The 23,170-nt window shown below is 44.0% G+C and carries 17 protein-coding genes; 11 read left to right on the forward strand and 6 right to left on the reverse strand.

The genetic code is table 11. The features are described 5' to 3' along the window. The first annotated feature begins 158 nt into the window (after positions 1-158). A complete protein-coding gene (locus tag MWL85_RS05245) occupies positions 159-2,288 on the forward strand; it encodes a hypothetical protein (protein WP_244401735.1) in 2,130 nt (709 codons plus the stop codon). A gap of 75 nt (positions 2,289-2,363) precedes the next feature. Here the strand turns inward: MWL85_RS05245 and MWL85_RS05250 are convergent, their stop codons facing one another. Both MWL85_RS05250 and MWL85_RS05255 read right to left on the reverse strand, forming a co-directional pair. Further along, on the reverse strand, positions 2,364-3,632 hold the full coding sequence (locus MWL85_RS05250; protein WP_244401736.1) for a hypothetical protein: 1,269 nt from the start codon (positions 3,630-3,632) through the stop codon (positions 2,364-2,366). Between the two features lie 1,090 nt (positions 3,633-4,722). Next, positions 4,723-5,661, reverse strand: coding sequence for a DUF8464 domain-containing protein (locus MWL85_RS05255; RefSeq protein ID WP_244401737.1), 939 nt, complete (start codon positions 5,659-5,661; stop codon positions 4,723-4,725). A gap of 637 nt (positions 5,662-6,298) precedes the next feature. Between MWL85_RS05255 and MWL85_RS05260 the strand changes: the two genes are divergently transcribed. The 3 genes from MWL85_RS05260 to MWL85_RS05270 all read left to right on the forward strand — a co-directional run bounded on the left by MWL85_RS05260 (position 6,299) and on the right by MWL85_RS05270 (position 10,358). Then, on the forward strand, positions 6,299-7,456 hold the full coding sequence (locus tag MWL85_RS05260; RefSeq protein ID WP_018028183.1) for an NAD(P) transhydrogenase subunit alpha: 1,158 nt from the start codon (positions 6,299-6,301) through the stop codon (positions 7,454-7,456). A gap of 77 nt (positions 7,457-7,533) precedes the next feature. Then, a complete protein-coding gene (locus MWL85_RS05265) occupies positions 7,534-7,878 on the forward strand; it encodes an NAD(P) transhydrogenase subunit alpha part 2 (RefSeq protein WP_026161704.1) in 345 nt (114 codons plus the stop codon). Beyond that, positions 7,875-10,358, forward strand: coding sequence for an NAD(P)(+) transhydrogenase (Re/Si-specific) subunit beta (locus MWL85_RS05270; protein WP_244401738.1), 2,484 nt, complete (start codon positions 7,875-7,877; stop codon positions 10,356-10,358). The genes MWL85_RS05265 and MWL85_RS05270 overlap by 4 nt, the downstream gene beginning before the upstream one ends. Positions 10,359-10,469: 111 nt before the next feature. Here the strand turns inward: MWL85_RS05270 and ltrA are convergent, their stop codons facing one another. The 4 genes from ltrA to serS all read right to left on the reverse strand — a co-directional run bounded on the left by ltrA (position 10,470) and on the right by serS (position 15,065). Then, positions 10,470-11,750, reverse strand: a complete 1,281-nt coding sequence (ltrA, locus tag MWL85_RS05275) for a group II intron reverse transcriptase/maturase (protein WP_244401739.1) — start codon at positions 11,748-11,750, stop codon at positions 10,470-10,472. 554 nt (positions 11,751-12,304) lie between these two features. Further along, positions 12,305-12,889, reverse strand: coding sequence for an HD domain-containing protein (locus tag MWL85_RS05280; RefSeq protein ID WP_244401740.1), 585 nt, complete (start codon positions 12,887-12,889; stop codon positions 12,305-12,307). Positions 12,890-12,902: 13 nt separating this feature from the next. Beyond that, positions 12,903-13,706: a DUF3108 domain-containing protein gene (locus MWL85_RS05285; RefSeq protein WP_021903530.1), complete on the reverse strand. Its 804-nt coding sequence runs from the start codon at positions 13,704-13,706 to the stop codon at positions 12,903-12,905. A gap of 66 nt (positions 13,707-13,772) precedes the next feature. Continuing rightward, on the reverse strand, positions 13,773-15,065 hold the full coding sequence (gene serS / locus MWL85_RS05290; RefSeq protein WP_244401741.1) for a serine--tRNA ligase: 1,293 nt from the start codon (positions 15,063-15,065) through the stop codon (positions 13,773-13,775). A gap of 699 nt (positions 15,066-15,764) precedes the next feature. Between serS and glmS the strand changes: the two genes are divergently transcribed. The 7 genes from glmS to MWL85_RS05325 all read left to right on the forward strand — a co-directional run bounded on the left by glmS (position 15,765) and on the right by MWL85_RS05325 (position 23,165). Beyond that, positions 15,765-16,175 (forward strand): methylaspartate mutase subunit S, encoded by a 411-nt coding sequence (gene glmS, locus MWL85_RS05295; protein WP_018029165.1) that lies wholly within the window; start codon positions 15,765-15,767, stop codon positions 16,173-16,175. A gap of 72 nt (positions 16,176-16,247) precedes the next feature. Beyond that, the gene (glmL, locus tag MWL85_RS05300; RefSeq protein WP_244401742.1) at positions 16,248-17,633 is read left to right on the forward strand and encodes a methylaspartate mutase accessory protein GlmL; all 1,386 of its coding nucleotides are present in this window, start codon (positions 16,248-16,250) and stop codon (positions 17,631-17,633) included. Between the two features lie 89 nt (positions 17,634-17,722). Further along, entirely contained in the window at positions 17,723-19,174 is a 1,452-nt protein-coding gene (locus MWL85_RS05305; protein WP_018029167.1) for a methylaspartate mutase subunit E, read from the forward strand. Between the two features lie 45 nt (positions 19,175-19,219). Then, positions 19,220-20,464 carry a methylaspartate ammonia-lyase gene (locus MWL85_RS05310; protein WP_018029168.1) on the forward strand — a complete coding sequence of 415 codons (1,245 nt, stop codon included), beginning with the start codon at positions 19,220-19,222 and terminating at the stop codon, positions 20,462-20,464. An 18-nt stretch (positions 20,465-20,482) separates the two neighbouring features. Continuing rightward, complete coding sequence (locus tag MWL85_RS05315) at positions 20,483-21,859, forward strand: acyclic terpene utilization AtuA family protein (protein ID WP_021903534.1); 1,377 nt, start codon at positions 20,483-20,485, stop codon at positions 21,857-21,859. Positions 21,860-21,874: 15 nt separating this feature from the next. Continuing rightward, entirely contained in the window at positions 21,875-22,195 is a 321-nt protein-coding gene (locus tag MWL85_RS05320; RefSeq protein ID WP_021903535.1) for a DUF4387 domain-containing protein, read from the forward strand. After that, complete coding sequence (locus tag MWL85_RS05325) at positions 22,188-23,165, forward strand: alanine-tRNA synthetase second additional domain-containing protein (RefSeq protein WP_244401743.1); 978 nt, start codon at positions 22,188-22,190, stop codon at positions 23,163-23,165. Before MWL85_RS05320 ends, MWL85_RS05325 begins: the two co-directional genes overlap by 8 nt. Positions 23,166-23,170 lie beyond the last annotated feature (5 nt).

Genomic DNA, 23,170 nt, shown 5'->3' on the forward strand with positions numbered 1-23,170 from the left:
GAAAAGAAGATGAGTGCCAGTCACTTATGAAGATAAAATAGTATATTGACGAACCAAATAAAAACGAGACAATTATGGGAAAGCAAATGGAACAATTAAGATGGAGATCGCAAAAAAATATATTTGCGAAGGTAGCACTATATACATTAGTGGGATGTATGGCATTGGTGAGTTGTAACGGCAAGGATAGACCAATTCCTCCCGAACCAACACCTCCACCTACTCCCTCGCCCACCCCTAGAGGGATGGTGAAGTTGAACCTATCACTGACAAATGGAGGGGTCATCGCTGATGGAAAGCTGGTCAATGAGTGGAACAGCGGTGACGAGGTGAAGCTGTGGGGCATAACAAAAGATGGCAACAAAGCAATACCACTAGTAGCAAGATGGATGGCTTATGGTCAATGGTCTGCACTAACCACTCCTGCTGACGAATGGAAGTCGGTGGAGAGGGTAGCTCTCGCCTACTTGCCTACCCCAACAACTAACTACGATCCAACAAAGGGCACTTTCCAACCTCCAATGGGGACCAACAAGGTCATTGGTGCTTTTAGGCTGTCACACTATTATAATGACTTATTGATAGGTGAGGTACAGAACCCACAAAAGCAGATCTCCACTACTCTCTCTTCACCATACAAGCAGGTGCAGCTGATCTTACAGAATAGCACATTCTCTAAAAAGGTCAATGGAATAGAGGTGGAGATTGAGGAGGTGCTAGCTAACGCTACTCTATCTAAAGAGGGGTGGAAAGGTGAACCAACCACTCTAAAGATTAGCCATCAAGATAAGAAGGAGGGTTGGAAAGGTGAAGAAGCAGATACGCTGTTCTTCGCTATCCCAACAACTAGCGACAACATAAAGGCGACTATCCATTATAGAGATGAAAAAGGGGAAAGTAAGGAAGAGCAGAAAGAGGTGTCTCTAGCACAAGGAGCGGCTACAAAGCTACTATTCAGATTTCATGAGGAAGAGATCGTTAATCCTCCTCTAGCCTATACCATACCAATAGACACGAAGTATTGGTTGGAGGCAAATCAAAAGGCTTGGAACCTCCTACACTCTAACTATGGTGGTGAGCTTGATGAAAAGACAGCAAGAGAATACTATGGTTGGACAAACTATCGCCCACTAACTGACGAGGCAATGCACACTAAGATCCTCTATAAGGATGATGTCAACCTTTTAGCATGGGTGGCAGAGATGAAGGAGGAGCAGGTGATGAATGGAAGAGATTGGGGTCTGATGTTAGGACTAGAGACACTAGATGGAACCCTCGTAGAGGTCTACCCACCTCTCTACTTTGACACCATTGGTGGCTACATGCCTTCAATGAATGGTGGAAGAGACGGATATTATGATAATTACTGCTATATCACTGCACCAACAGGGGAGTATCGTATGGTCTGCTTCGTGAAATCTCATAAAGATTATGTCGGCACCCAAAATGGAGCAAATGAAAAGTGGTATAAGTTGCCTTATCTTGACTCAAGGGACTACAGTGAAACTTGTCTTTTGGGAGGCGTTGGCAAGAAGTATCTAAATGAGCGAATACCTTGGGAAAGGTCACCTTATAACGGAACTGAGAGGCTTACGGTGATAGATAGAGCCTCTAAGAATAGTGTGGCACCACGATGGAGAATGGGTATGACCTATCAGAATAGAAAGGACTTTGAGAATAACAACCCTAGTTATACAAATGGGATTGATGGGCACCCCGACCGAAAAATTGATGTAGGCACCATATTAGAAGCAACCCTCGTAAACAACAGCAATAACACCTTGCGAGGAACAATCGTTGCTAAGTGTGAGTATCTGCCGATGTTTAACCCAATAGGCTATTGGAGGTTTGACTTGCACAACGACAGGTATAGAAAAATTTCTGGAGAGGGTGCTGTAATAAAATTTTGGAATGCTTGGAGCCATGAGGTGGGTAGAGCACAAATCACGCTACCCCCTAACAGCGAGAATAAAGCTCAAGTGGAGGTAACCAACTATACTTGGAAATGGGAGAACGAAGGGAACTGTGGAATGGAAATGCTTGGTCCAGATAAGTACATACACCTCTATTGGGTGGATGGAAATGGAAATGAAGAGATGATGAAACGTGTGGATTATATATATATGAATAATGCCCAGAAGGACAACTTCGGTGACCCAACAACAAATCGCAATTTCAATTATAGTAATGGCTGGTATCAAAATCTAAATTGGAGAGAATATAAGGTGGGATATGGACCATCAGAAAGCAGGTTTACACCCGAAGCAAATGGCTTTAACTTCTACTAGTTGTTTATGAAAAATAGAAAGGATCGGGACAAACGTCTCGATCCTTTCCTAATTATAGTATCATGGAACTAGTTGCTATATAGTCTCACCCTTCTCTTTAAGGAAGGTTTTCCACAAAGTCATAGGGTCGTTTTGTGAAACGTACACCCAATAATTGGGTGCCCAAAGAGCCTTTTCCTCTTGAAACTTTTTGATTTGTTCAAAAGCATAACGAGCCTCAATAGAATACGTGAAGTAACTAAATCGTGATAGCCGACCTGCATTAGACACATTTGGAGTAAAGAAATCTTTATACATTCTCAAATAACTAGCAAACTCCCTATGCTCTGGGTATGCTGGGTCAGTGAATGTTGCAGAGTATTTTTTGTCAATATCTTGACAGAGCTTCCACCCGACATAAAACTCCTCTATAGATGGCAAACAGTAAAGCGTCTGGTCAATATACCAGCTCATGGCTCTTACACAGGCATTAACAGGGAGGTCTAATTCAGAACTCTCCAACTCCGGGAAAGAAGGTAATGGACGGCCAAGCCCTCCACTCTCTCCACTACCCTTAAACAAAGGTAGGTTAGCAATCCCCATTTGTACATACAATCGCCTTAATGCTCCCTTCTGCTCTCCCTCCTTTTTAAGATCAGAGAGATACGTTTCAGATAGCTTCTTATAGACGAAATCAAAATTTGTTTGATACTTGTCATAAGAAATAATTCGACTACGCCAATCTTTCATATAACCATCTAGTTTATTAAGCTCATTTAGCAAGTCAGCTTTATAGGGAGATCGACATGATGAAGAGCTTAGTTTAGTACGTAGAGTTCTAGCATAGTTTATTAACCCATCCATCCTATCATCTTTAAGCTCGACACCATCAAAAAAAGGACCCATGACAACGTGTCCTCTTGGGCTTGGAAAGAAAGGGCGGACTTTTGCATCATAACGTTTATATTTCACTCTAACTAAAACTTTATTCTCCTTGCCTTCTCTGTATTTACATGTAAAGAGAGTCATGGGTTGTGGAAGCTGCACCTGTTGTATATTATTTAACCCCTGAACATAGAAAAGTTGGAGATAGTCGTTACAAGGCTCGCCCTTGGCATCTCTATAAAATCCAACGTAATCATCAGCATATCTCCAACTATAGCCTTGTAAAACAACATTTTCCTTAGCATAGTAGGTAAGACCAACGTCAATGTCATTTCTTTTCGGTCTTTTTGGTCTCCACCCCAACCCACGAACTTGTACATCACCATTCGCACCTGCTTCATAAGGTGTAAAGTTATAACCATTCTCTCCTAGAGCTGTTCTAGTGGTTTCACCCGTCACCACATCCTCCATCTCTAGCATCACTGCCACTCCCTGACTAGTGTCACCATCAGCCTCCTTCTTGTTAGGACAAGGAGTGTCCGAGGGCTCACAGCTTGCGAACCCCAAAGCAAGAGCTGAAAGAAGCAGCCCTTGCCAAATCAAATTAATCTTCTTTATTCTCATACTTTTTAATTAATTAAAAGTGTACTATATATATTATTGTGTCATTGCATAGACACATCACTTATTTTAGGCAAATGTGCCTGATGGATTATGTGTTGCCCAGACTTGCGAATTGCCGCATACGATTAAGAATAAAAAGCAAGAGGGTGCAGATCTCACATCTCCACCCTCTCCAACAAATTATACGTTCAATCAAAAATGAAAAAGAATCCATTCGCCACAAAGATAGGTAGTTGATAACCCACAAACACATTCTCACAATTGCCGCATGAGATTGAAGTTGAAAAAGGGAAAAGGATAGTGGCAGACATGGGGTAGCCACCAATACAAAATCAAATCATATCTAGCAAAGCTAAGTGTATCATGTGCGGTATCATAGAGATTATCGCACCAATCTGTAGCGACAACTCAATGTACCTCGCATTTCTGTCACAGAAATACGACATACATCGCATTTCCGTCACGGAAACCCCAAAACAAGGAAATCAATTAAGAGCCAAGATAGTTGGAAGGAAGAGGACATTTTCTCCAATACCAACCCACTCCTTATTTATTTTCAAAAGAAAACAAAGCACGATATGCGGGCTTTAATAAAATCGACTCAATTTAGACATCCCAAAGAAGAGAGGGAGGGGACTTCGCTGAACATAACCCCCACCACCCAAGATGGGTAAGAATACTAATTACTTCAATTATCGGAGCAACATTCCACAGAAACGACAAGTATATTGCATTTCTGTGACGAGAATGCGAGGTGCATCGGATTTCTGTGACGGAAATACCACAAAGTAAAGTAAAGTATAGTAAAGCAAATAATAACCCCTTATATTCCCCTTAAATTAATTGCGGAGAAAATAAGCCCAGCTTAGGTGGATGAAAAAAAAGAAAAAGAAAAGCCGACCCCCAAAAAGAGAGTCGGCTAAAACAAAAAGTGAGAACAGCGAATTTAGATCTTGCGGCCTTTTTGTTGCGAAACTTCCTTGCGGACCATTTTTTGCTCTGAAAGATTCAAGTCACTCATGATTTTTTCATTCACATCCTTAAACTTGCCGAGCCAATCTCTACTGTCAACAAAATTAGGCAAAGTCGCCAAATGGGAAGTTGCGAGGTCACCGGCACGGTCGTTATCAAGCAATCCATAGACCCACTTGTAGTCCTTGAGCTCATCAATAGCCTTATCCACCATCCCTACCCCATTCAAAACGACAGAGGTAAAATTCAAGGATTGACCTTTCCGGACTCTGTCAGAGATATAAGATAGTGCGTCAATAAAGCCCTCAAAGACCACCGCACACCCCTTGTCAGAAGGATTGCCACCATTCAAGATGGATATATCCTTAGGTGCAAAGCTTCGCTTCGCATACTTACTTCTTAGCTCGCAACCGCCAGATCTATTTCCAAAACCAATTCCATAAAGCTTTTTCGTGCGAGTTGGGTCAAGATAAACGACCACCCTTGTAAACCTCTGAGCAACACTCGGAAGAACCCCTCGAGAATTGAGATAATCCAATAGGAGAGGATTATTGAGTGGATAAGTTGCCACCACCTTTTCTCTTTCTTTTTCCAATGTAGCACTAGAGGCGTCTTTTCTAGTTTGCACCCCAAGAGGAATACCATTACTAATCTCCTGCAACTTCATAAAAATCTCCCTAGTGTTTTCTCGTGGTATATCAAAAAGTAAAGAGCATAAAGTTAAGACTCCACCCTTATAATCAGGGTTCCCCCAATCTGTAAATACACTTCCTCGTACTTGAAACGATGGTTTCGTCTCTTCACGAAATGGGCTTAGATACCACGTTGAACTACCCTTTTGGTAGACAGGCGTATGTCCACACCGACTAAGAATTTCATCAATCGAAATGTCTTCAAGATTCATCTGCATCATATCATTATTTGTTTAATAAGTTTCCAGCAAGATAACTTAGCCTCCTCACAGGTGGACAGGTTCTCAATTTGCCGCATAGATAATGCAAATGATTAAATTATTTTTCGGTTGTGTTTGCGTATACGATAAAAATTCGTATATTTGTCCCAGACAAGTTTCTATTGGTCCTTCTAGCGTGAAGGAGAGTGAAACAAGTCAACTGAAAGGATTCTGGTTAGCACTTTGGCAACATTTTGGCAACAAGGCGATTTTAGATGTTCCATAATAGAGTGAAACACAAGAAATTATAAAATAAGAATGAGTTCCGTCTTCGGCTCAAAGTATACAGGCAAATGCATATGGTTATAAGGGAGTGCAGACAAGCATTTCCTTATTTTTTTTGTGATAAGCTTGCCGTAGATACCATCTAATTGAAGCGGGAATAATGGCTAAACAATACTCTTTTGATTGATGTGGTATCAAGAGTATTGCAATGTGCATATCAAAATAATCATTGCAAAAAAACAACATATTGTACTTGGCAAATAGTCGGCTTTTCCCTACATTTGTGGAGAAAAGCATTGTAGTAATAACAAACTCTTAGGAGCGGGTCTCTTTTGATACTTCTCCGATGAGCAAAACCTATTAAAAGACCACTATGATTATTTGCATTCCAAAGGAGATAATGCACGGTGAGAGCCGAGTTTCTGCAACTCCTGAAACTGTAGAGAAGTTTGTAGCCGATGGTGCTACAGTCTATGTAGAGGCTGGTGCTGGTGAGCCTTCATTTCACCACGACAATGACTATGTAACTGCTGGTGCTCAGCTTTTGACTGATACTGAAGAGCTGTACCAAAAGGCAGATGTTATTCTTAAAGTCAAAGAGCCTCTATTCAATGAGAGACTTGGAAAGCATGAAGTAGATATGATGCATGAAGGCCAGGTATTGATTACCTTCATACACCCTGCATCACCTGTAAATCACGACATGGTACGCAAGCTGGCTAAGCAGGGCGTTATTGCTTTGACGCTTGATGGCATTCCACGCATATCTAGAGCTCAAAACTTAGATGCGCTCACCTCTATGAGTACCTGTGCAGGGTATAAGGGCATCTTATTAGCCGCTAATGAATTGGCCTACTTTATGCCTCAGATGTTTACTGCTGTAGGTCAAATCAAACCTGCTAAGGCAATGGTTATAGGAGTGGGAGTTGCTGGTCTTCAGGCACTAGCCACTGCACGACGTCTTGGTGCTATCACCTACGCTGCAGATATTCGTCCTATGGCTCTGGAGCAAGCCACTAGTTTGGGAGCTAAGCCAATTGAAACGGGCGTACCTGCTGAATTGGCAATTGCCGAAGGAGGATATGCCAATAGTTTACCAGCGGATGTACTAGCTAAGGAGCGTGAGATGCTATTCCCTACTATCAAGGAGATGGACATCGTATTTTGCTCTGCACTTGTTCCTGGTAAGATTGCCCCAACGCTTATCACAGAAGAGATGGTTAAGCAGATGAAGCCTGGCTCTGTGATCGTGGATATCTCTATCGACCAAGGCGGAAACTGCGAAATCACCCCTCCAGGAGAGACAGAGAGGAAGCACAATGTAACTCTTATCGGTATCAAAAACATTCCTGGTCTACTGCCTAATAGCTCCACATGGATGTTTGCCCAAAATGTTTACAACCTCGTGAAGTACCTTACCAAGGATGGCAAGATTGCTCTAGATATGAGTGATGAGATTTGTCAGAAGATCCTCGTAACTCGTGACCATGAGATCGTACATCAAGGCACACTTGAGGCAATGAATAAGTAATTAATGCACGCTAAAGGAGGTATACTTCGGATCTAATGTCCGCCAGTATACCTCCTTTGACTTTTTACCAATTGTATATGAGTCCAATATTATTAGTACTGGTATTCATAGTATCCTCTGTTGTTGGGTACTTTGTGATTAAGAAAATACCAAGTTTGCTCCACACCCCACTTATGTCGGGAATGAATGCTCTCTCTGGAATTACAGTAGTTGGTGCCATAATCAGCCTACTTCAGTTTGTTGGCTTCACAGAGCTGACTAGGTGGTTTGGAGGTGCTGGAATCATCAATACAGCAATAATTATCTCTGGCATTGCCATTCTCTTGGCCATGATCAATATTGTAGGTGGTTTTGGGGTTACAGAGCGTATGCTCCGGATGTTCAAGTCTAAAAAAGGCAAAGAGAAAGGAGGTAAGTCATGAGTGTGTTTCTAAGCTATCTTATTCCTATTCTCGTCGTTGTGGGACTATGGATGATGAGTCGAGTTCCCACTGCAGTACAAGGCAACCGATTGAGTATCATTGCGATGATACTTGCGATATTAGTTGCTTTTTCTGGTGGTAGTCTTACAGCCATCTTGGTTGCATGTCTATTCTTGCTATTGGGTGGTGCTATCGGACTTGTGCTAGCACGTAAAGTGACTATGATTCAGATGCCACAAACTGTGGGGCTACTTAATGGTCTAGGTGGTGCTGCATCAGCACTCGTCGGTATCGTAACACTTGGTGTTACTTCTGTATCAGCTAGTATTGTTGTTTTTTTTCAGCAACCCACCTTCCATTTTGAGGCTTTTACTGCTGTACTTGCCATTGTTATCGGTATGGTAACACTTACTGGGAGCCTCGTAGCAGCTGGAAAGTTGCATCGAGTGTTAAAGCAACAACCTGTCATATTACCCTTTCATAGTTTGATAATGTTAGGATTACTTGTGCTATCCTTAGTTATGCTTATATGGGGTGGATGGTTCCTTAACACCGATAACTTCATTTGGATTGCACTCCTTACTGTGGTGGTTTCAGGCCTCTTTGGATGGATTTTCACTATTCGAGTAGGTGGTGCTGATATGCCTATAACCATTTCACTTCTCAACTCTCTGAGCGGTGTAGCTGGTGGTATAGCAGGTATGGCAATTGGCAATGTAATGCTGGTAGCGATAGGTGGTATAGTGGGGGCTTCTGGATTGCTTCTCACGCAAGTGATGTGCAAAGCGATGAATAGGAGCTTACTTGATATTCTATTGGGCAAAACATCTGCACCAACTCAAGCAAAAAAGAGTTCTACTCCACCTCCAACACCTAAGGCAGAGCCTCAAGCTTCAAAAGAGAGCACTCTAAGTGAGGAGATGAAGGCCGCCAAGAGCGTTATCATCGTGCCAGGATACGGTATGGCATTGGCTCAAGCTCAGCATCAAGTTAAGCAACTTGGACAAGCCTTTGAGGAGAATGGTGCTAAGGTACGCTATGCTATCCACCCTGTAGCTGGTCGTATGCCAGGCCACATGAATGTGCTACTTGCAGAGGCCGATGTAGACTACGAGGAGCTCTTTGAGATGGAGCAAATCAATGATGACTTCAGCAACACCGACCTCGTAGTAGTGGTAGGAGCTAATGATGTGATCAATCCAGCGGCTCGTGAGGCAGAGGGCACCCCTATTTATGGTATGCCTGTACTCAATGTGGACCAAGCAAAGAAGATCATCATCTGCAACTACGACCTCAAACCAGGTTATGCCAACGTCCCTAACCCACTCTACAAAAATAAGGAGAAAGTGACCATGATGCTAGGTGATGCAAAGGAGAGTGTCGGCAAACTCATCAAAGAGTTGCACTCATCAGCACCTGCAGCTACCCCAACCGCCAATCCATTGAGCGAAGAGATGAAGGCTGCTAAGAGCGTGATCATCGTACCAGGGTATGGTATGGCATTGGCTCAAGCTCAGCATCAGGTTAAGCAACTTGGACAAGCCTTTGAAGAGAATGGAGCTAAGGTACGCTATGCAATCCACCCAGTAGCTGGTCGTATGCCAGGGCATATGAATGTGCTACTTGCAGAGGCCGATGTAGACTACGAGGAGCTCTTTGAGATGGAGCAGATCAATGACGACTTCACCAACACCGACCTCGTAGTAGTGGTGGGTGCTAATGACGTGATCAATCCAGCGGCTCGTGAAGCAGAGGGCACACCTATCTATGGTATGCCTGTACTCAATGTGGACCAAGCAAAGAAGATCATCATCTGCAACTACGACCTCAAACCAGGTTATGCCAATGTTCCCAACCCACTCTACGAAAATAAGGAGAAGGTGACCATGATGCTAGGCGATGCGAAGGAGAGTGTCGGCAAACTCATCAAAGAGTTTCACTCATCAGCACCTGCAGCTACCCCAACCGCCAATCCATTGAGCGAAGAGATGAAGGCTGCTAAGAGCGTGATCATCGTACCAGGGTATGGTATGGCATTGGCTCAAGCGCAGCATCAGGTTAAGCAACTTGGGCAAGCCTTTGAGGAGAATGGAGCTAAGGTACGCTATGCAATCCACCCAGTAGCTGGTCGTATGCCAGGGCATATGAATGTGCTACTTGCAGAGGCCGATGTAGACTACGAGGAGCTCTTTGAGATGGAGCAGATCAATGACGACTTCACCAACACCGACCTCGTAGTAGTGGTGGGTGCTAATGACGTGATCAATCCAGCGGCTCGTGAAGCAGAGGGTACCCCAATTTATGGTATGCCTGTGCTCAATGTAGACCAAGCGAAGAAGATCATCATCTGCAACTACGACCTGAAACCAGGTTATGCCAATGTCCCCAACCCACTCTACGAGAACAAGGAGAAGGTGACCATGATGCTCGGTGATGCTAAGGAGAGTGTCGGTAAACTGATTAAGGAGCTGAATAGTTAGCAACACTTGAATAACTTTGTAATCGAGTAGGTCGGGAAACGAAAGTTTTCTGACCTACTTTCGTTTCCTTCCCTCTCACACCACCGTACGTGCCGTTCGGCATACGGCGGTTTAATTCGTTTTCAAAGAGTGTCTAATCGCATAGTAGTCTAAGCAACTTACAAGGCCTCTGCGGGCAAGTACATCTTTCGATATAGCTCGTACCACGCCTGTACGTCTCACCACCCATTCGTAGCGGTCTCCGCAATAGGAGGTGAGTTTGGCTAAGTCGTTGCAGATACCAAGCTTGCGTAGTCCCCAGGCTCGTTTGTGTGGAGTTTTCCATTGCTTCCATATCACCTTACGTAACATCGTGCGTAGATGTTCGTCTATCCCTGCCATCTTGCCTTTCATGGCTACAATGGCAAAGTAGTTTATCCATCCACGTATCACTCTGTTGAGCATTGTGATGCGGACAGTCATGGAGATGCTCCACGAGCGTTTGCATAGTTTCTTCAGTTTCCTGACAAACTTCGCTACGGAGTCCTCGTGAGGTCTTGCCGTCCATTGCTTGCTCTGAGGGGATTTGTAAAATCCAAAACCGAGGTACTTGAGTTTGATCGGTCGACAGACGTGTGTCTTGGTGGCATTGACCTTGAGCCCGAGGACACGCTCTATCCATTGGGTGACAGAGTGCATCACTCGTTTGGCACTGGCTTCGCTTCCTACTGCTATAATGCAGTCGTCAGCGTAACGAACATAGTGCAGACCCCGTCTCACGAGTTCCTTATCTAGCTCGTTGAGCATCACATTGCTCAACAAGGGGGACAAATTGCCACCTTGGGGCGTGCCGAGTTCTGTAGCTTCGTAAAGACCATTCTCCATTACGCCCGACTTCAGATACTTGCGTATCAAGCTTTCGGTGTCTGGGTCTTGGATGACCCGACCTACATAACTCATCAATTTGTCTTGAGGAACATTGTCGAAGAACTTCTCCAAGTCTATGTCAACTATCCACTCCGCTCCTGCGTTGAGGTATTCCAAAAGCTTCTGTACGGCTTGCTCGCAGCTCCTGCCGGGGCGGAAGCCGTAGCTGTTCTCTTGAAACTCTGCCTCGAAGATAGGCGTGAGGACTTGGACAATCGATTGTTGAAGAGTTCGGTCGATAACTGTCGGGATACCTAGCTTGCGTACGCCTCCGTTGGGCTTAGGTATCTCAACCCTCCGTACAGGGGCTGGCTTGTACCTGCGCTCTAGAATGGACTGCTTGATGCTCGTCCAGTTGGCGTTCATGTAGCCGCGGAGTTCCTCGACTTTCATGCCGTCTATACCCGAGGCGCCCTTGTTGCTCACAACGCGATTGAGTGCCTCGCGTACGTTATTCTTGGCGACTATCTGTTCGATTAGTTTCATCTTCCGTCTTTCTTAATTTCCGCTTCCAATGCATACGTGCTTAGCTCTATGTGGGCGCTCGCATTGACGTTTTGAACGTTGCCACTCGTCAGCAAAGACATCGGAACATACATTCTTGATTAACGTTACAAATTATTCGGTCCTTCGCCTTGTCCTGCACGAGAACGGCTACTTCGACCTCTGCTGACTCCTCGACATTCGTTGTTACTATCCTATAGGACTGCCGAGGCCTCACGGGATAAGTCATACATCTTTCATCGTTTACCTGCCTAATTTACGCATCAAGGTTAACGGTTGCCTTTAGGAACTTCACTGTCTCTGGCCAGCTTGTCCGCTTGATACGCCTTGGTATTAGGTTTCTGTTCGTCAGGCCACGAATTCGCTATTGCTTCTTCTCTCCCAAGGGTCACCCCTTGAAACTTGCAAGTCGCTATGGGGTTCGTTGGCAACTACGCCCCGAGTGGACTTTCACCACAGATGTATGACATGCCCGTCATACCAGAAATAGAGGGTGCATAAATCTTTATGCACCCTCTATTTTTATATGACATCGCTTAGTCTAAAAACAACTTACACAAAGTTTGAAACTTCAAGACTTGCTCAGCCCCATGCTTGCTCATACCTTTGACAATCTGTTCCACACTTTTTTCTTTAGTGGGATCACCACTTTTTGAAAAGAAACAGTCTGCGAAACAGATAATCTGCTCTTCAAGAGATATAGGCACCATCTCTCGGTGTGGTAAAGGGAGATTTCTTTGGATGATCATTTCCAACGTTATCCCCACACCAGTATGCCGTTCACAGATCAAAGCATGCTTAGGAAGTCCTTCAGACATAAGTAGCTCACTACCGATAACTCCATGCTTAATATAGGGCTCCTCACCCACACACCCAATACTAGGTGCATCGCATCTAAATATACCTATATCGTGTAGCATCGCTCCCTCGTATATCAAAGCCTTGTCCAGCTTCCACTCTTTTCTTCTCCTCGCAATTTCCAACGCTTTTTTAGCTACACATTCGCTATGAATGGTGAGGATTTGATAGGCTTGCGAGTGTTTCTGATAATACTTTTCTAATATAGCATATACATCAAGACCTCCCTTAGGGGATCTTAATTCCTTTCCTTTTGTTGCCATGAAACAAAGAGAACTAGCTCCGTTTATAGGATGTTAATTGTAGATTTGCCGAGCCTATTTTCAGTTCGGCTTTAATCTTAACAGGCACCTGGTCTCGATCCCTAGTTAGCCACACTATGATTGCGCTTTTGCCTTTCTTAAACGTCTTATCATCCACCCTTATACCTACCTTCATTGCCTGCCTCCTTGTGCCATCCGGCATAGAGATAGTCTCTGTACCAAGTACTTGGTATTCTACATTCACCTTGTCTCTACCGAGCGATACAGTCGCCTTGATAGGCGATGACTTGGTAGTATTTACATAATCAAAAGTGCGCAATAGTGCCAAAGTCGATAGCAAGTCTACCACTTCCACCTCCGACTTCTTAAATATCATAGTGGTATCGACTTTGATTTCCCCATTAGCATTTCGCGTATTCTTTACACTGATGGTTGATGGTGAGTAGTTATAAGTCGAGATATCATTAGCGATATAACCATTTTCATTGACACGCTTCTCGAATCTAAGAGGAAGCTTTTGTGCACTATAGAGGGTCTCCAGAGTATCGCGCATTGGGTAGAAAGTATCAGCAAGGCTAGTGGTACGCATCAATAACTGACTAAAGTATTGACCGTCTCGCGTTTGCCTATTTGTAATAGATGCTTCAGCGAGTTTTCCCTTAATCAACCCCCACTGAAAGTTGATACTATACTGCAACTCTTCACCACTCGTAAAGATTGCAGACTTAGGCAGCCTACTTGTCTGTGCCCAAGCCCCCCATGAGAGAAGACTCATTAATACAACTACGACTCCCCTCGTAAATACCTTAATCTTCATACCAATATCTATTTAGTGCTCACTATCAAACCATACAACAATAAGATAGAGAGCAATAAACTTCGTTTAACGACTCTCTGGTAGAGGGATGATGTCAAACCCAGTATAGGGGCGTAGTGCTTTGGGTATTACGATGCCTTCAGCAGTCTGGTTATTCTCTAGAAGTGCAGCTACAATACGAGGTAGAGCCAGCGCACTACCATTCAGTGTATGACATAGTTCAGTCTTTCCCTCATCATTCTTAAATCTGCATTTTAGGCGGTTGGCTTGGAAACTCTCAAAATTGGAGACAGAGCTTACCTCAAGCCATCTCTTTTGTGCTTCAGAGAAGACCTCGAAGTCAAATGTTAGTGCTGAAGTAAAGCTGATATCCCCACCGCACAGGCGTAAGATACGATAAGGGAGTTCTAGCTTCTGCACCAGGCTCTCAACATAGGCGACCATCTCTTTGAGAGACTCATAAGAGTGCTCAGGGTGATCAATGCGTACGATCTCAACCTTATCGAACTGATGAAGACGATTAAGCCCCCTCACATCCTTCCCATAGCTACCAGCCTCCCTACGGAAACAAGCAGAGTATGCTGTTACCTTAATAGGAAAATCCTTAGCCTCTACAATCACGTCACGGAAGATATTAGTTACAGGGACTTCCGCTGTAGGGATCAGATATAAATTGTCTATATCGCAATGATACATCTGACCTTCCTTATCTGGTAGCTGACCTGTTCCGTATCCCGAATCCTCATTGACTACATAAGGAGGTTGAACCTCTAAGTAACCTGCCTCTCTTGCATTGTCTAAGAAGAAGTTGATAAGAGCACGTTGCAAACGAGCACCATATCCTTTGTATACAGGAAATCCAGCTCCTGTGATCTTAACTCCGAGTTCAAAGTCAATAAGGTCATATTTCTTTGCTAGCTCCCAATGAGGCAGTATCTCAAGCCCCTCTGGGAATGGTCTAATTTCACCTCCAGTTCTTTCAACTTTATTATCCTCAGCAGTGAGTCCTTTTGGCACGGATAGATGTGGAGCATTAGGTAACTCAATAACTAGCTGATGGATCTGAGACTCCAGCTCCTTTTTTCTCGCCTCTAAATCCTTAGACCATTCCTTTAGCTCCGATACGGCTGACTTAGCTTTCTCGGCCTCTTCACGCTTTCCCTCACGCATCAGAAGCCCTATCTCCTTGGAGATTTTATTTTGCTCCGCAAGAGAGTTATCCAAAGCACTCTGAGTGGAGCGACGCTCTTCATCAAGAGCACGTAGCTTTTCAATCACCTCGCGAGCATCTACATTTTTAATCGCCAGTCTCTCAATAGCTTCATCGCTATTCTCCAAAAGATATTTAATTGTCAGCATTTCTTATTACTATTAAAATTACGATACCATCCTCTATAATGTAGTACCTATATCATATTTACCTTTTACAAAGATACAAATATATCCATATTCAGTATAATCTCAATGTAATTATACTTCATGCTTCAACGTATTTTCGTGGGAGCGGTTCAACCTAGTGAAGAGAATACCCACCAATATTCAAGGACTTTTAGGTCCTCAATCTCTTATTGCCGGAAAGTTATACCCACATTATCTTGGTTGGCCATCAATTGTAAATTTAGATGCAGGCATGATGTCTTAAGGCGGAGCTCAAATGCTTTTTATAATTAACTGAAATAAAGCACTATAGCTAACCCCTAACTGAGATGTAACTAAGCGATCGGTTAGTTGCATCTCGGCAAATGCTTAGTTGCAACTCAGTGATTGCTTAGTTGCAACTAACTTTTACCTATCCTAAAGCCTAATCGTTGGGGGCACAAAAAGAACCACAAAACATAGTAGATTCCTTTGCCAATTTTCTCTCCAACGGCATACGAAATTGTTATTTAGCAAGTATTGATGAATTAGTGAGCTATAGTCTTATTTTATACTTATCTTTGTGGAAATAATGAGAAAGGGACACTTGGGTATGGATATCGGGAATAACGACCCACTTGCCTCAGAAAAATAATTACAACCCGAATACGAACTCAAAAGCAAGAAGAGTATTTATTGACTATGAATGGAAAAACCGTTGTAACAGGTGTGATAGGAGCTGATGCTCATGCGGTTGGCAACAAAATCATCGCTTATGCCTTATCTCAAGCAGGCTACAAGGTGGTTAATCTTGGAGTGATGGTTTCTCAAAGCGAATTTATTAACGCAGCTATAGAGACTAATGCTGATGCTATTCTCGTCTCTTCGCTCTATGGTCATGGTGAGATTGACTGCCAAGGTCTAAGAGAAAAGTGCGATGAGGCTGGTCTAAAGAATATACCACTATTAGCAGGTGGTAACCTCGTTGTAGGTAAGCAGGAGTTTAAAGATGTAGAAGCTCGATTTAAGAAAATGGGCTTTGACTGTGTTTATCCACCAAATACCCCAATCGAAAAAACCATAGAAGACCTACATAAGATCTTTGGGCTATAGTACTTCTCAGCATTATGTCTAAATTCTATGCATTTGCATATATCAAACGACTTAATAATATCTGACTAAAAGATGAAGTACCTTACCGCTGACTTTGGAAGCACGTACACCAAAGTGACAGCTATTGATACCGACAAGTGCGAGATAGTAGCTACAGGTGCCGCCTTTACTACTATTGAGACTGACGTGATGGAGGGTCTCTCAAATGCCCTTAGTGATCTTGCAAACAAACTTGGATCCCCTTGGCAATACGACCGTTTTCTGTGCTGCAGCAGTGCAGCAGGTGGGCTCAAGATGATTGCCTCGGGCCTTGTCCCAGAACTGACTGCCAAAGCAGCTCGAACAGCTGCTAGCAGTGCAGGAGCAAAGGTGGTTAAGACCTACTCCTTTGAGATTAGCCGTAAGGAAGCCGAGGAAATTGAGCAGATTGCTCCTGACTTGATACTCCTTTGTGGAGGGACTGATGGTGGTAATCGCGAAACCGTTATCAATAATGCCAAGCGATTGTCGACCGTTAAAGGCAATTTCACTATCGTAGTGGCTGGCAATAAAAATGCTTCGGAAGAGGTAGATAGAATACTGACTGAGGCAGGAAGGCCACACGTCATTACAGATAACGTGATGCCCGACTTCAATACACTCAATGTGATTCCTGCAAAAGAGTGTATCATGCAGCTATTTATTGACCAAATTATTGATGCCAAAGGATTGCACCAAGCTCAGGCTATGGCCAATAATGAAATCATCCCTACCCCATTGGCAGTTTTGAGAGCGTGCGAGCTACTCAGTATGGGTACACGCAACGAAAAAGGGATTGGTGAGATGTTGGCTGTAGACTTAGGTGGAGCAACCACTGACGTCTATTCAATTGCTAAGGGTGAGCCACAATCTGCTAATATTGTACAAAGAGGGCTTCCAGAGCCTCATAATAAGCGTACCGTTGAGGGCGACTTAGGCATGAGGTATAGCCTCTCATCACTAGCCGATGAGCTTGACCTACACGATGTAGGTGCTGAGCTGGGACTCACAGCTGATGAGCTACAGGATTGGGTCAATACTTGTGTAGCAAAGCCCTCCACACGAGCCACAGACGATAGAGAGTCCAAGATGGAAAAGGCTCTAGCCAAAGGGGCTGTCTCAATAGCAATTGATCGGCATGTTGGGCATATGAAGTCAGTGTATACCCCTATGGGTCAACTATATACCATTGATGGGAAAGACCTCACTAAAGTCGAAAATGTGTTGGGCATTGGTGGAGCCATTATCCATAGTGATGACCCAGCATTCGTGCTTAGTGGGGCTCAGTTTGATCCTGCACACTTTGAAGCTGCTAGACCAAAGGAGCCAAAGTTCATGATCGACAAAACTTATATTATGGCATCGATGGGGCTACTCAGCCAAGAACTACCAGACGTGGCACTTAAAATAATGAAGAAAGAGCTCGTTTTGGTGAACTAAATTACATAGAAGATACGCTTAGTAGCTTCTATCATTATATGAGATTATGACAATTAACAACCCACACTTATATATAAGTAAACTATAGTATGGAAATCCGTAACGTCCGCATTAGCGATGCAGAATTTCAAAAAGAGAGAGAAGAGGTCTTACAACAATGGCCTACTGGCGCACATGTAGACTTTGAAGAGGCCGTAGAATACCAGAAAAAGATTCCAAAGTCACAGCGCTTTGATGAGAAGCTCCAAAAAGCTGATAAAGCTGGTGTAACATTGATTCAGCCTCGAGCCGGTGTAGCACTTTATGATGAGCACATTAAGCTCCTACAGTTTCTTGAGAGAGAAGGCGAGGCAGATCTTCTCCCATCTACTGTTGATAGCTACACACGTCTGAATAGATACAACGAAGCACAAGTAGGTATTGAGAAGAGTAAGGAGAGCGGGCGCTCGATGCTTAATGGTTTTCCAATTGTAAACTATGGAGTAGAGATTTGCCGTACAGTAACCTCATCATTGAGGAATCCAGTGCAAGTAAGACACGGTACCCCTGATGCACGACTCCTAACTGAGATTTCAATTGCAGGTGGATTTACATCTTACGAGGGTGGTGGCATCTCTTACAATATCCCCTACTCTAAGGATCACTCACTAGCTAAAACCATCCGCTATTGGCAGTATACAGATAGACTGTGTGGTATGTATGCAGAAGCTGGTGTTGATATTAACCGCGAGCCATTCGGGCCCCTTACAGGTACATTGATTCCTCCATGTATCTCCAACTCTGTGGCGATCATTGAGGCTCTCTTGGCTGCCACACAAGGTGTTAAAGACCTCACAGTGGGATATGGTCAGTGTGGTAACCTCATCCAAGATGTGGCTGCGATCCGTGCCCTGAAGAAGCAAACTAATGAGTATCTAGCCAAGTATGGATTTGGTGATGCAAAGGTAACCACAGTATTCCACCAATGGATGGGAGGATTTCCACAAGACGAGGCAAAGGCGTTTGGCGTGATCTCTTGGGGCTCAGCTGCTGCTGCTCTTGCCAAGGCTACTAAGGTTATCGTGAAGACTCCTCACGAGGCGATGGGTGTACCTACTATGGAGGCGAATGCCGCTGGTCTTCGTGCTACTAAACAGGTGATATCTATGCTAAGAGACCAAGACTTTACAAATATCCCAGCGGTAGTTGCCGAGGCTGAGATTATTGAGGCAGAGGTTAACCAGATATTGGATAAGGTGTTCGAGTTAGGTAATGGAGACCTTGCACAAGGTGTCATTGCTGCCTTCGAATCTGGAGTACTCGATATTCCTTTTGCTCCAAGCAAGTACAACGCCGGAAAGGTGATGCCTGCCCGTGATAATAATGGTGCAGTCCGCATTATGGATTCTGGCAACCTTCCACTCAGTCAGGACATTCTCAACTTCCACCGTGAGAAGCTAGAGGAGCGTGCCAAGAGTGAAAATCGTACTGTTAGCTTCCAGATGGTGATTGACGACGTATATGCTATCAGCAAGGGTTTCCTTGTTGGTCGCAAGCAATAACAATAGAAAATACAAACAAAACAATTAACTACATATACTACAATTATGAAAATCAAAAAGGTAGTTTGTGCAGCTGGTAAGACAGGTTTTTACTTTGACGACCAGCGTGCCATCAAGAGAGGTGCCGTAAGTGATGGTGCTTTCTACTCAGGAGAAGTTGTTACAGAGGGCTTTACGAGTGTTCGTCAGGCAGGTGAGTCTATCTCCGTTCTATTTATTCTAGAGGATGGACAAATAGCTCACGGAGACTGCGCAGCAGTTCAGTATTCTGGTGCAGGTGGTCGTGACCCTTTGTTCCTAGCTAAGAACTTCATTCCTGTAATCCTCAAGGAGATTGCTCCGATGTATGAGGGTAAGGAAATTACCACTTTCCGCGAAATGGCTGATAGAGTGGATAAGTTTGTACGCCCAGAGACTGGAAAGGCTTTCCACACCGCAATCCGTTATGGTGTGACCCAAGCTTGTCTTGATGCAGTTGCTAAGAGTCAGCACAAGCTTATGGCTCAGGTGATTGCTAAGGAGTACAACACCAAGATTGCTGATAAGATGATTCCTATCTTTACTCAGTCTGGTGACGATCGCTACGTCAATGCAGATAAGATGATCATGAAGGGTGCAGAGGTGCTTCCTCACGCACTATTCAACCACGTAGAGCAAAAGACTGGTCTTAAGGGCGAGAAGCTACGTGCTTATGTAGAGTGGCTACGCAATAGAGTGATTGAAAAGCGTACTTGTGAGAGCTATAACCCTATCTTCCACATCGACGTATATGGTACCCTTGGAGTGGTATTTGACAACGACTTTAAGAAGATTGCCGAGTATATCGCTGACCTTGCAGAGGTAGCTAAGCCATTCCACCTCCGTATTGAGGGTCCAGTAGACGTTGAGGAGAAGCAAGCTCAAATCAAGGCACTTCACGCTATCCGCCAACATATGGATGAAATGGGATGCTCTGCAGAGATTGTTGCCGATGAGTGGTGCAATACTCTAGAGGATATCATCGACTTCTCTAAGGAGAAAGCTGGGCATATGGCTCAGATCAAGACCCCAGACCTTGGTGGCATCAATAATGCTATTGAAGCTGTGCTTTACTGCCAGCAGCACGATATGGGAGCTTATCTAGGTGGTACTTGTAACGAGACCAACCGCTCTGCTGAGATCTGTGCACACATCGCCATGGCCACCTCTCCAGACCAAATGCTAGCTAAGCCTGGTATGGGTGTAGATGAAGGCTACATGCTTGTGTACAATGAGATGAGTAGAATTATTGCCCTTAAGGACATCATCTAAGTGAGTATAAAGAAAGAAATGGAAGAGATTAGAGTATTATCCCCAACCGCTATTCTTGGTTATGGCTTCCCATTGGAGTCATTCCAAGAGGGTATGAAGCGTAAACCAGATGTCATTGCTGTGGATGCAGGGTCTACCGACCCAGGTCCATACTATCTAGGTGCAGGCATCTCTTTTACAGATCGTAATTCTGTAAAGCGTGACCTTGAGATTATGATTCCTGCAGCTATTGAGGCAGGTATTCCTGTAATCATTGGTTCGTCCGGTGGTTCAGGTGGTCGCCCTCACGTAGAGATTAATCGCAAGATCATTGAGGAGATCGCACAGGCTAAGGGGCTAACCTTTAAGTATGCAGAGATTTCAGCTGAGTTTGATAAGGAGCTAGTACGTAAGTACTTTAAGGATGGTAAGATCACTCCACTGTCTCCAGCACCCGAACTCAAGGAGCAGGACATTGACGATGCAGTACGTATCGTAGCACAGATGGGTGAGGAGCCATTTATTGAGGCGCTCAATAATGGTGCTCAAGTGATCCTCGCTGGTCGTGCTTACGACCCAACTGTATTCTCCGCACTAGCTATCTCTAAGGGTTATCCAAAAGGACTAGCTATCCACATGGGTAAGATCCTAGAGTGTGCAGCTATCTGTGCACTTCCAGGCAGTGGTAGTGACTGTATGTTTGGATACCTCCGTAAGGATCACTTTGAGCTAGAGACTCTTTCTCCAGACCGTAAGTGTACTACCTTATCTATTGCTGCTCATACTCTTTATGAGAAGTCAAATCCTTATATGTTACCTGGTCCTGGTGGACGTCTTAACCTTCACAATACCACTTTCGAGCAGGTAGCCGATAATCGAGTACGTGTAGCCGGTACAGTATTTGAGCCAACCGATGGTTATTTCGTGAAGCTAGAGGGTGTAAGGCGTGTAGGATATCGTACAATTGCTGTAGCCGGTGTTACAGACCCTATCTTCATCAGCAAGGTAGATGAGATCACCGAGGCGGTACGTGCAAGAGTGGATAATAACTTTAAGGACTACGGAATGAGCAACTATTTCCTAGACTTTAAGGTCTATGGAAAGGGTGGCGTGATGAATATGTTCCCAGGCGTTAAGTGTGATACTGGCAACGAGCTTCTCATCATCATTGAAGCAGTAGGAGCTACACAGCAAGAGGCTGATACTATTTGTAGTTTTGCACGTAGTACGTTGCTACACTTTGGCTATGAGGGTCGTATCTCTACTGCTGGTAACCTCGCATTGCCATTCTCACCATCCGACGCACACATGGGTGAAGTATTTGAATTCAATGTCTATCACCTAATGAAGGTAGAAAGCCCAACGGCTCTCTTCCCTATTACTTACCGTGAGTTCAATAATGGAGTAGCTAAATAAAGGAAGGATAAAACTATGCAAACATATAAGTTAGTCGATATGGCTTCAGTGATCAGAAGTAAAAACTCTGGTCCCTACGAGCTTACTTTCGATATTATATTCAAGACCTTTGATGATTACAACTTCTTCAAGAAGCATGAGCCTATTAATAAGTCATCTTTCGCAAAGCTTTACGGCATTGCCGAGGAGGATGTGCTACAGGTGATTTATTTCGACCCTGCAAAGGCAGTAAAGGCTACCATCAAGCGTCCAATTCCTAGTGGTGCACTAGGAGAGACTGATGTGTATGGTGCTCAACAGCACGCTCCACTCATGAAGTTTACTTTTGATGCATAATCATCACAGTGCAAAGCCAAAGAGATTGCAGGAGCATTGGGTCTCCACGCAATACTATGCCCCTAGGGGTAAGGAGAGACTCCTTACCCTTGGGGAGCAATTGGCTCACTTTCATCTGAGCTTTACAGATCGCCTTATCGGCTTTATCGGTGACGCAGGGAGCGGTAAAAGTTCACTGATTAAGGGAATATTTCCTGGTCTAGAACTTGCTAATGACGATGATGTCCTTGACCCTCGTAAGATTATGCAAGTAAGGCAAGGGATGGAAAACCTCAGAGAGGCCTCTACCTACCATATTGACATGCGATTTCAGACTGCATTTACTCAGATGTATGAAATCGTTGACTTTGTTCAAGAGGCTCTGGATAAGGGCAAGCGAGTAGTTGTAGAGCACTTCAATCTACTCAATCAAGCACTAGGCCGCAATGCCGATATCATCTTTGCTATTGGTGAGGAGATCATCGTTACACGACCTAGCATTTTTGGGCCCCAACCACAAACTCTATACGATATTGTTCACACTTCACTGCTTTATCGTAAGATGGCTCACTCTGCCGAAGAGGTAGCAAGCTATGCACTAGATAAGCTATTCGGGCTAGATATGTCTAAGTATTATAGTGCTGATGTACCCTCGGGCTTTGTCTTGAAATTCAATGAGGATCCAAAACTTTCACGAAGCGATTTGGACCGACTTGAGGAAGAAATTATTCATTTAATCAATGAGGATATCTCTATTGATTATTATGATGAAGACCATATCCGAATGGGTAATGAGATAAAGCCTTGTGATGGTCCTCGTATTCATGTCCGTTCTACAGGTGAAATAGAGAACTTTTCATTACACAAGGAGCTCATCTACGACAAAAGGTACGACGCCTACTGCCTCATAGGTCTTCTGGATAAAGATCCTAAGAGCCACGAAGAAATCAATAATAGAAACTCATTCTACTTTTTAGGCAAGAAATACTAACGTAT

Source organism: Porphyromonas somerae, from assembly GCF_022845615.1.
GTDB classification, from domain to species: domain Bacteria; phylum Bacteroidota; class Bacteroidia; order Bacteroidales; family Porphyromonadaceae; genus Porphyromonas_A; species Porphyromonas_A somerae.

Bases quoted from the DNA above. Each gene is read 5' to 3' on its own strand.
- MWL85_RS05245 (WP_244401735.1), top strand. From the start codon at position 159: ATGGCATTGGTGAGTTGTAACGGCAAGGATAGACCAATTCCTCCCGAA.
- MWL85_RS05250 (WP_244401736.1), bottom strand. From the start codon at position 3,632: ATGCTAGAGATGGAGGATGTGGTGACGGGTGAAACCACTAGAACAGCT.
- MWL85_RS05255 (WP_244401737.1), bottom strand. From the start codon at position 5,661: ATGATGCAGATGAATCTTGAAGACATTTCGATTGATGAAATTCTTAGT.
- MWL85_RS05260 (WP_018028183.1), top strand. From the start codon at position 6,299: ATGATTATTTGCATTCCAAAGGAGATAATGCACGGTGAGAGCCGAGTT.
- MWL85_RS05265 (WP_026161704.1), top strand. From the start codon at position 7,534: ATGAGTCCAATATTATTAGTACTGGTATTCATAGTATCCTCTGTTGTT.
- MWL85_RS05270 (WP_244401738.1), top strand. From the start codon at position 7,875: ATGAGTGTGTTTCTAAGCTATCTTATTCCTATTCTCGTCGTTGTGGGA.
- ltrA (WP_244401739.1), bottom strand. From the start codon at position 11,750: ATGAAACTAATCGAACAGATAGTCGCCAAGAATAACGTACGCGAGGCA.
- MWL85_RS05280 (WP_244401740.1), bottom strand. From the start codon at position 12,889: ATGGCAACAAAAGGAAAGGAATTAAGATCCCCTAAGGGAGGTCTTGAT.
- MWL85_RS05285 (WP_021903530.1), bottom strand. From the start codon at position 13,706: ATGAAGATTAAGGTATTTACGAGGGGAGTCGTAGTTGTATTAATGAGT.
- serS (WP_244401741.1), bottom strand. From the start codon at position 15,065: ATGCTGACAATTAAATATCTTTTGGAGAATAGCGATGAAGCTATTGAG.
- glmS (WP_018029165.1), top strand. From the start codon at position 15,765: ATGAATGGAAAAACCGTTGTAACAGGTGTGATAGGAGCTGATGCTCAT.
- glmL (WP_244401742.1), top strand. From the start codon at position 16,248: ATGAAGTACCTTACCGCTGACTTTGGAAGCACGTACACCAAAGTGACA.
- MWL85_RS05305 (WP_018029167.1), top strand. From the start codon at position 17,723: ATGGAAATCCGTAACGTCCGCATTAGCGATGCAGAATTTCAAAAAGAG.
- MWL85_RS05310 (WP_018029168.1), top strand. From the start codon at position 19,220: ATGAAAATCAAAAAGGTAGTTTGTGCAGCTGGTAAGACAGGTTTTTAC.
- MWL85_RS05315 (WP_021903534.1), top strand. From the start codon at position 20,483: ATGGAAGAGATTAGAGTATTATCCCCAACCGCTATTCTTGGTTATGGC.
- MWL85_RS05320 (WP_021903535.1), top strand. From the start codon at position 21,875: ATGCAAACATATAAGTTAGTCGATATGGCTTCAGTGATCAGAAGTAAA.
- MWL85_RS05325 (WP_244401743.1), top strand. From the start codon at position 22,188: ATGCATAATCATCACAGTGCAAAGCCAAAGAGATTGCAGGAGCATTGG.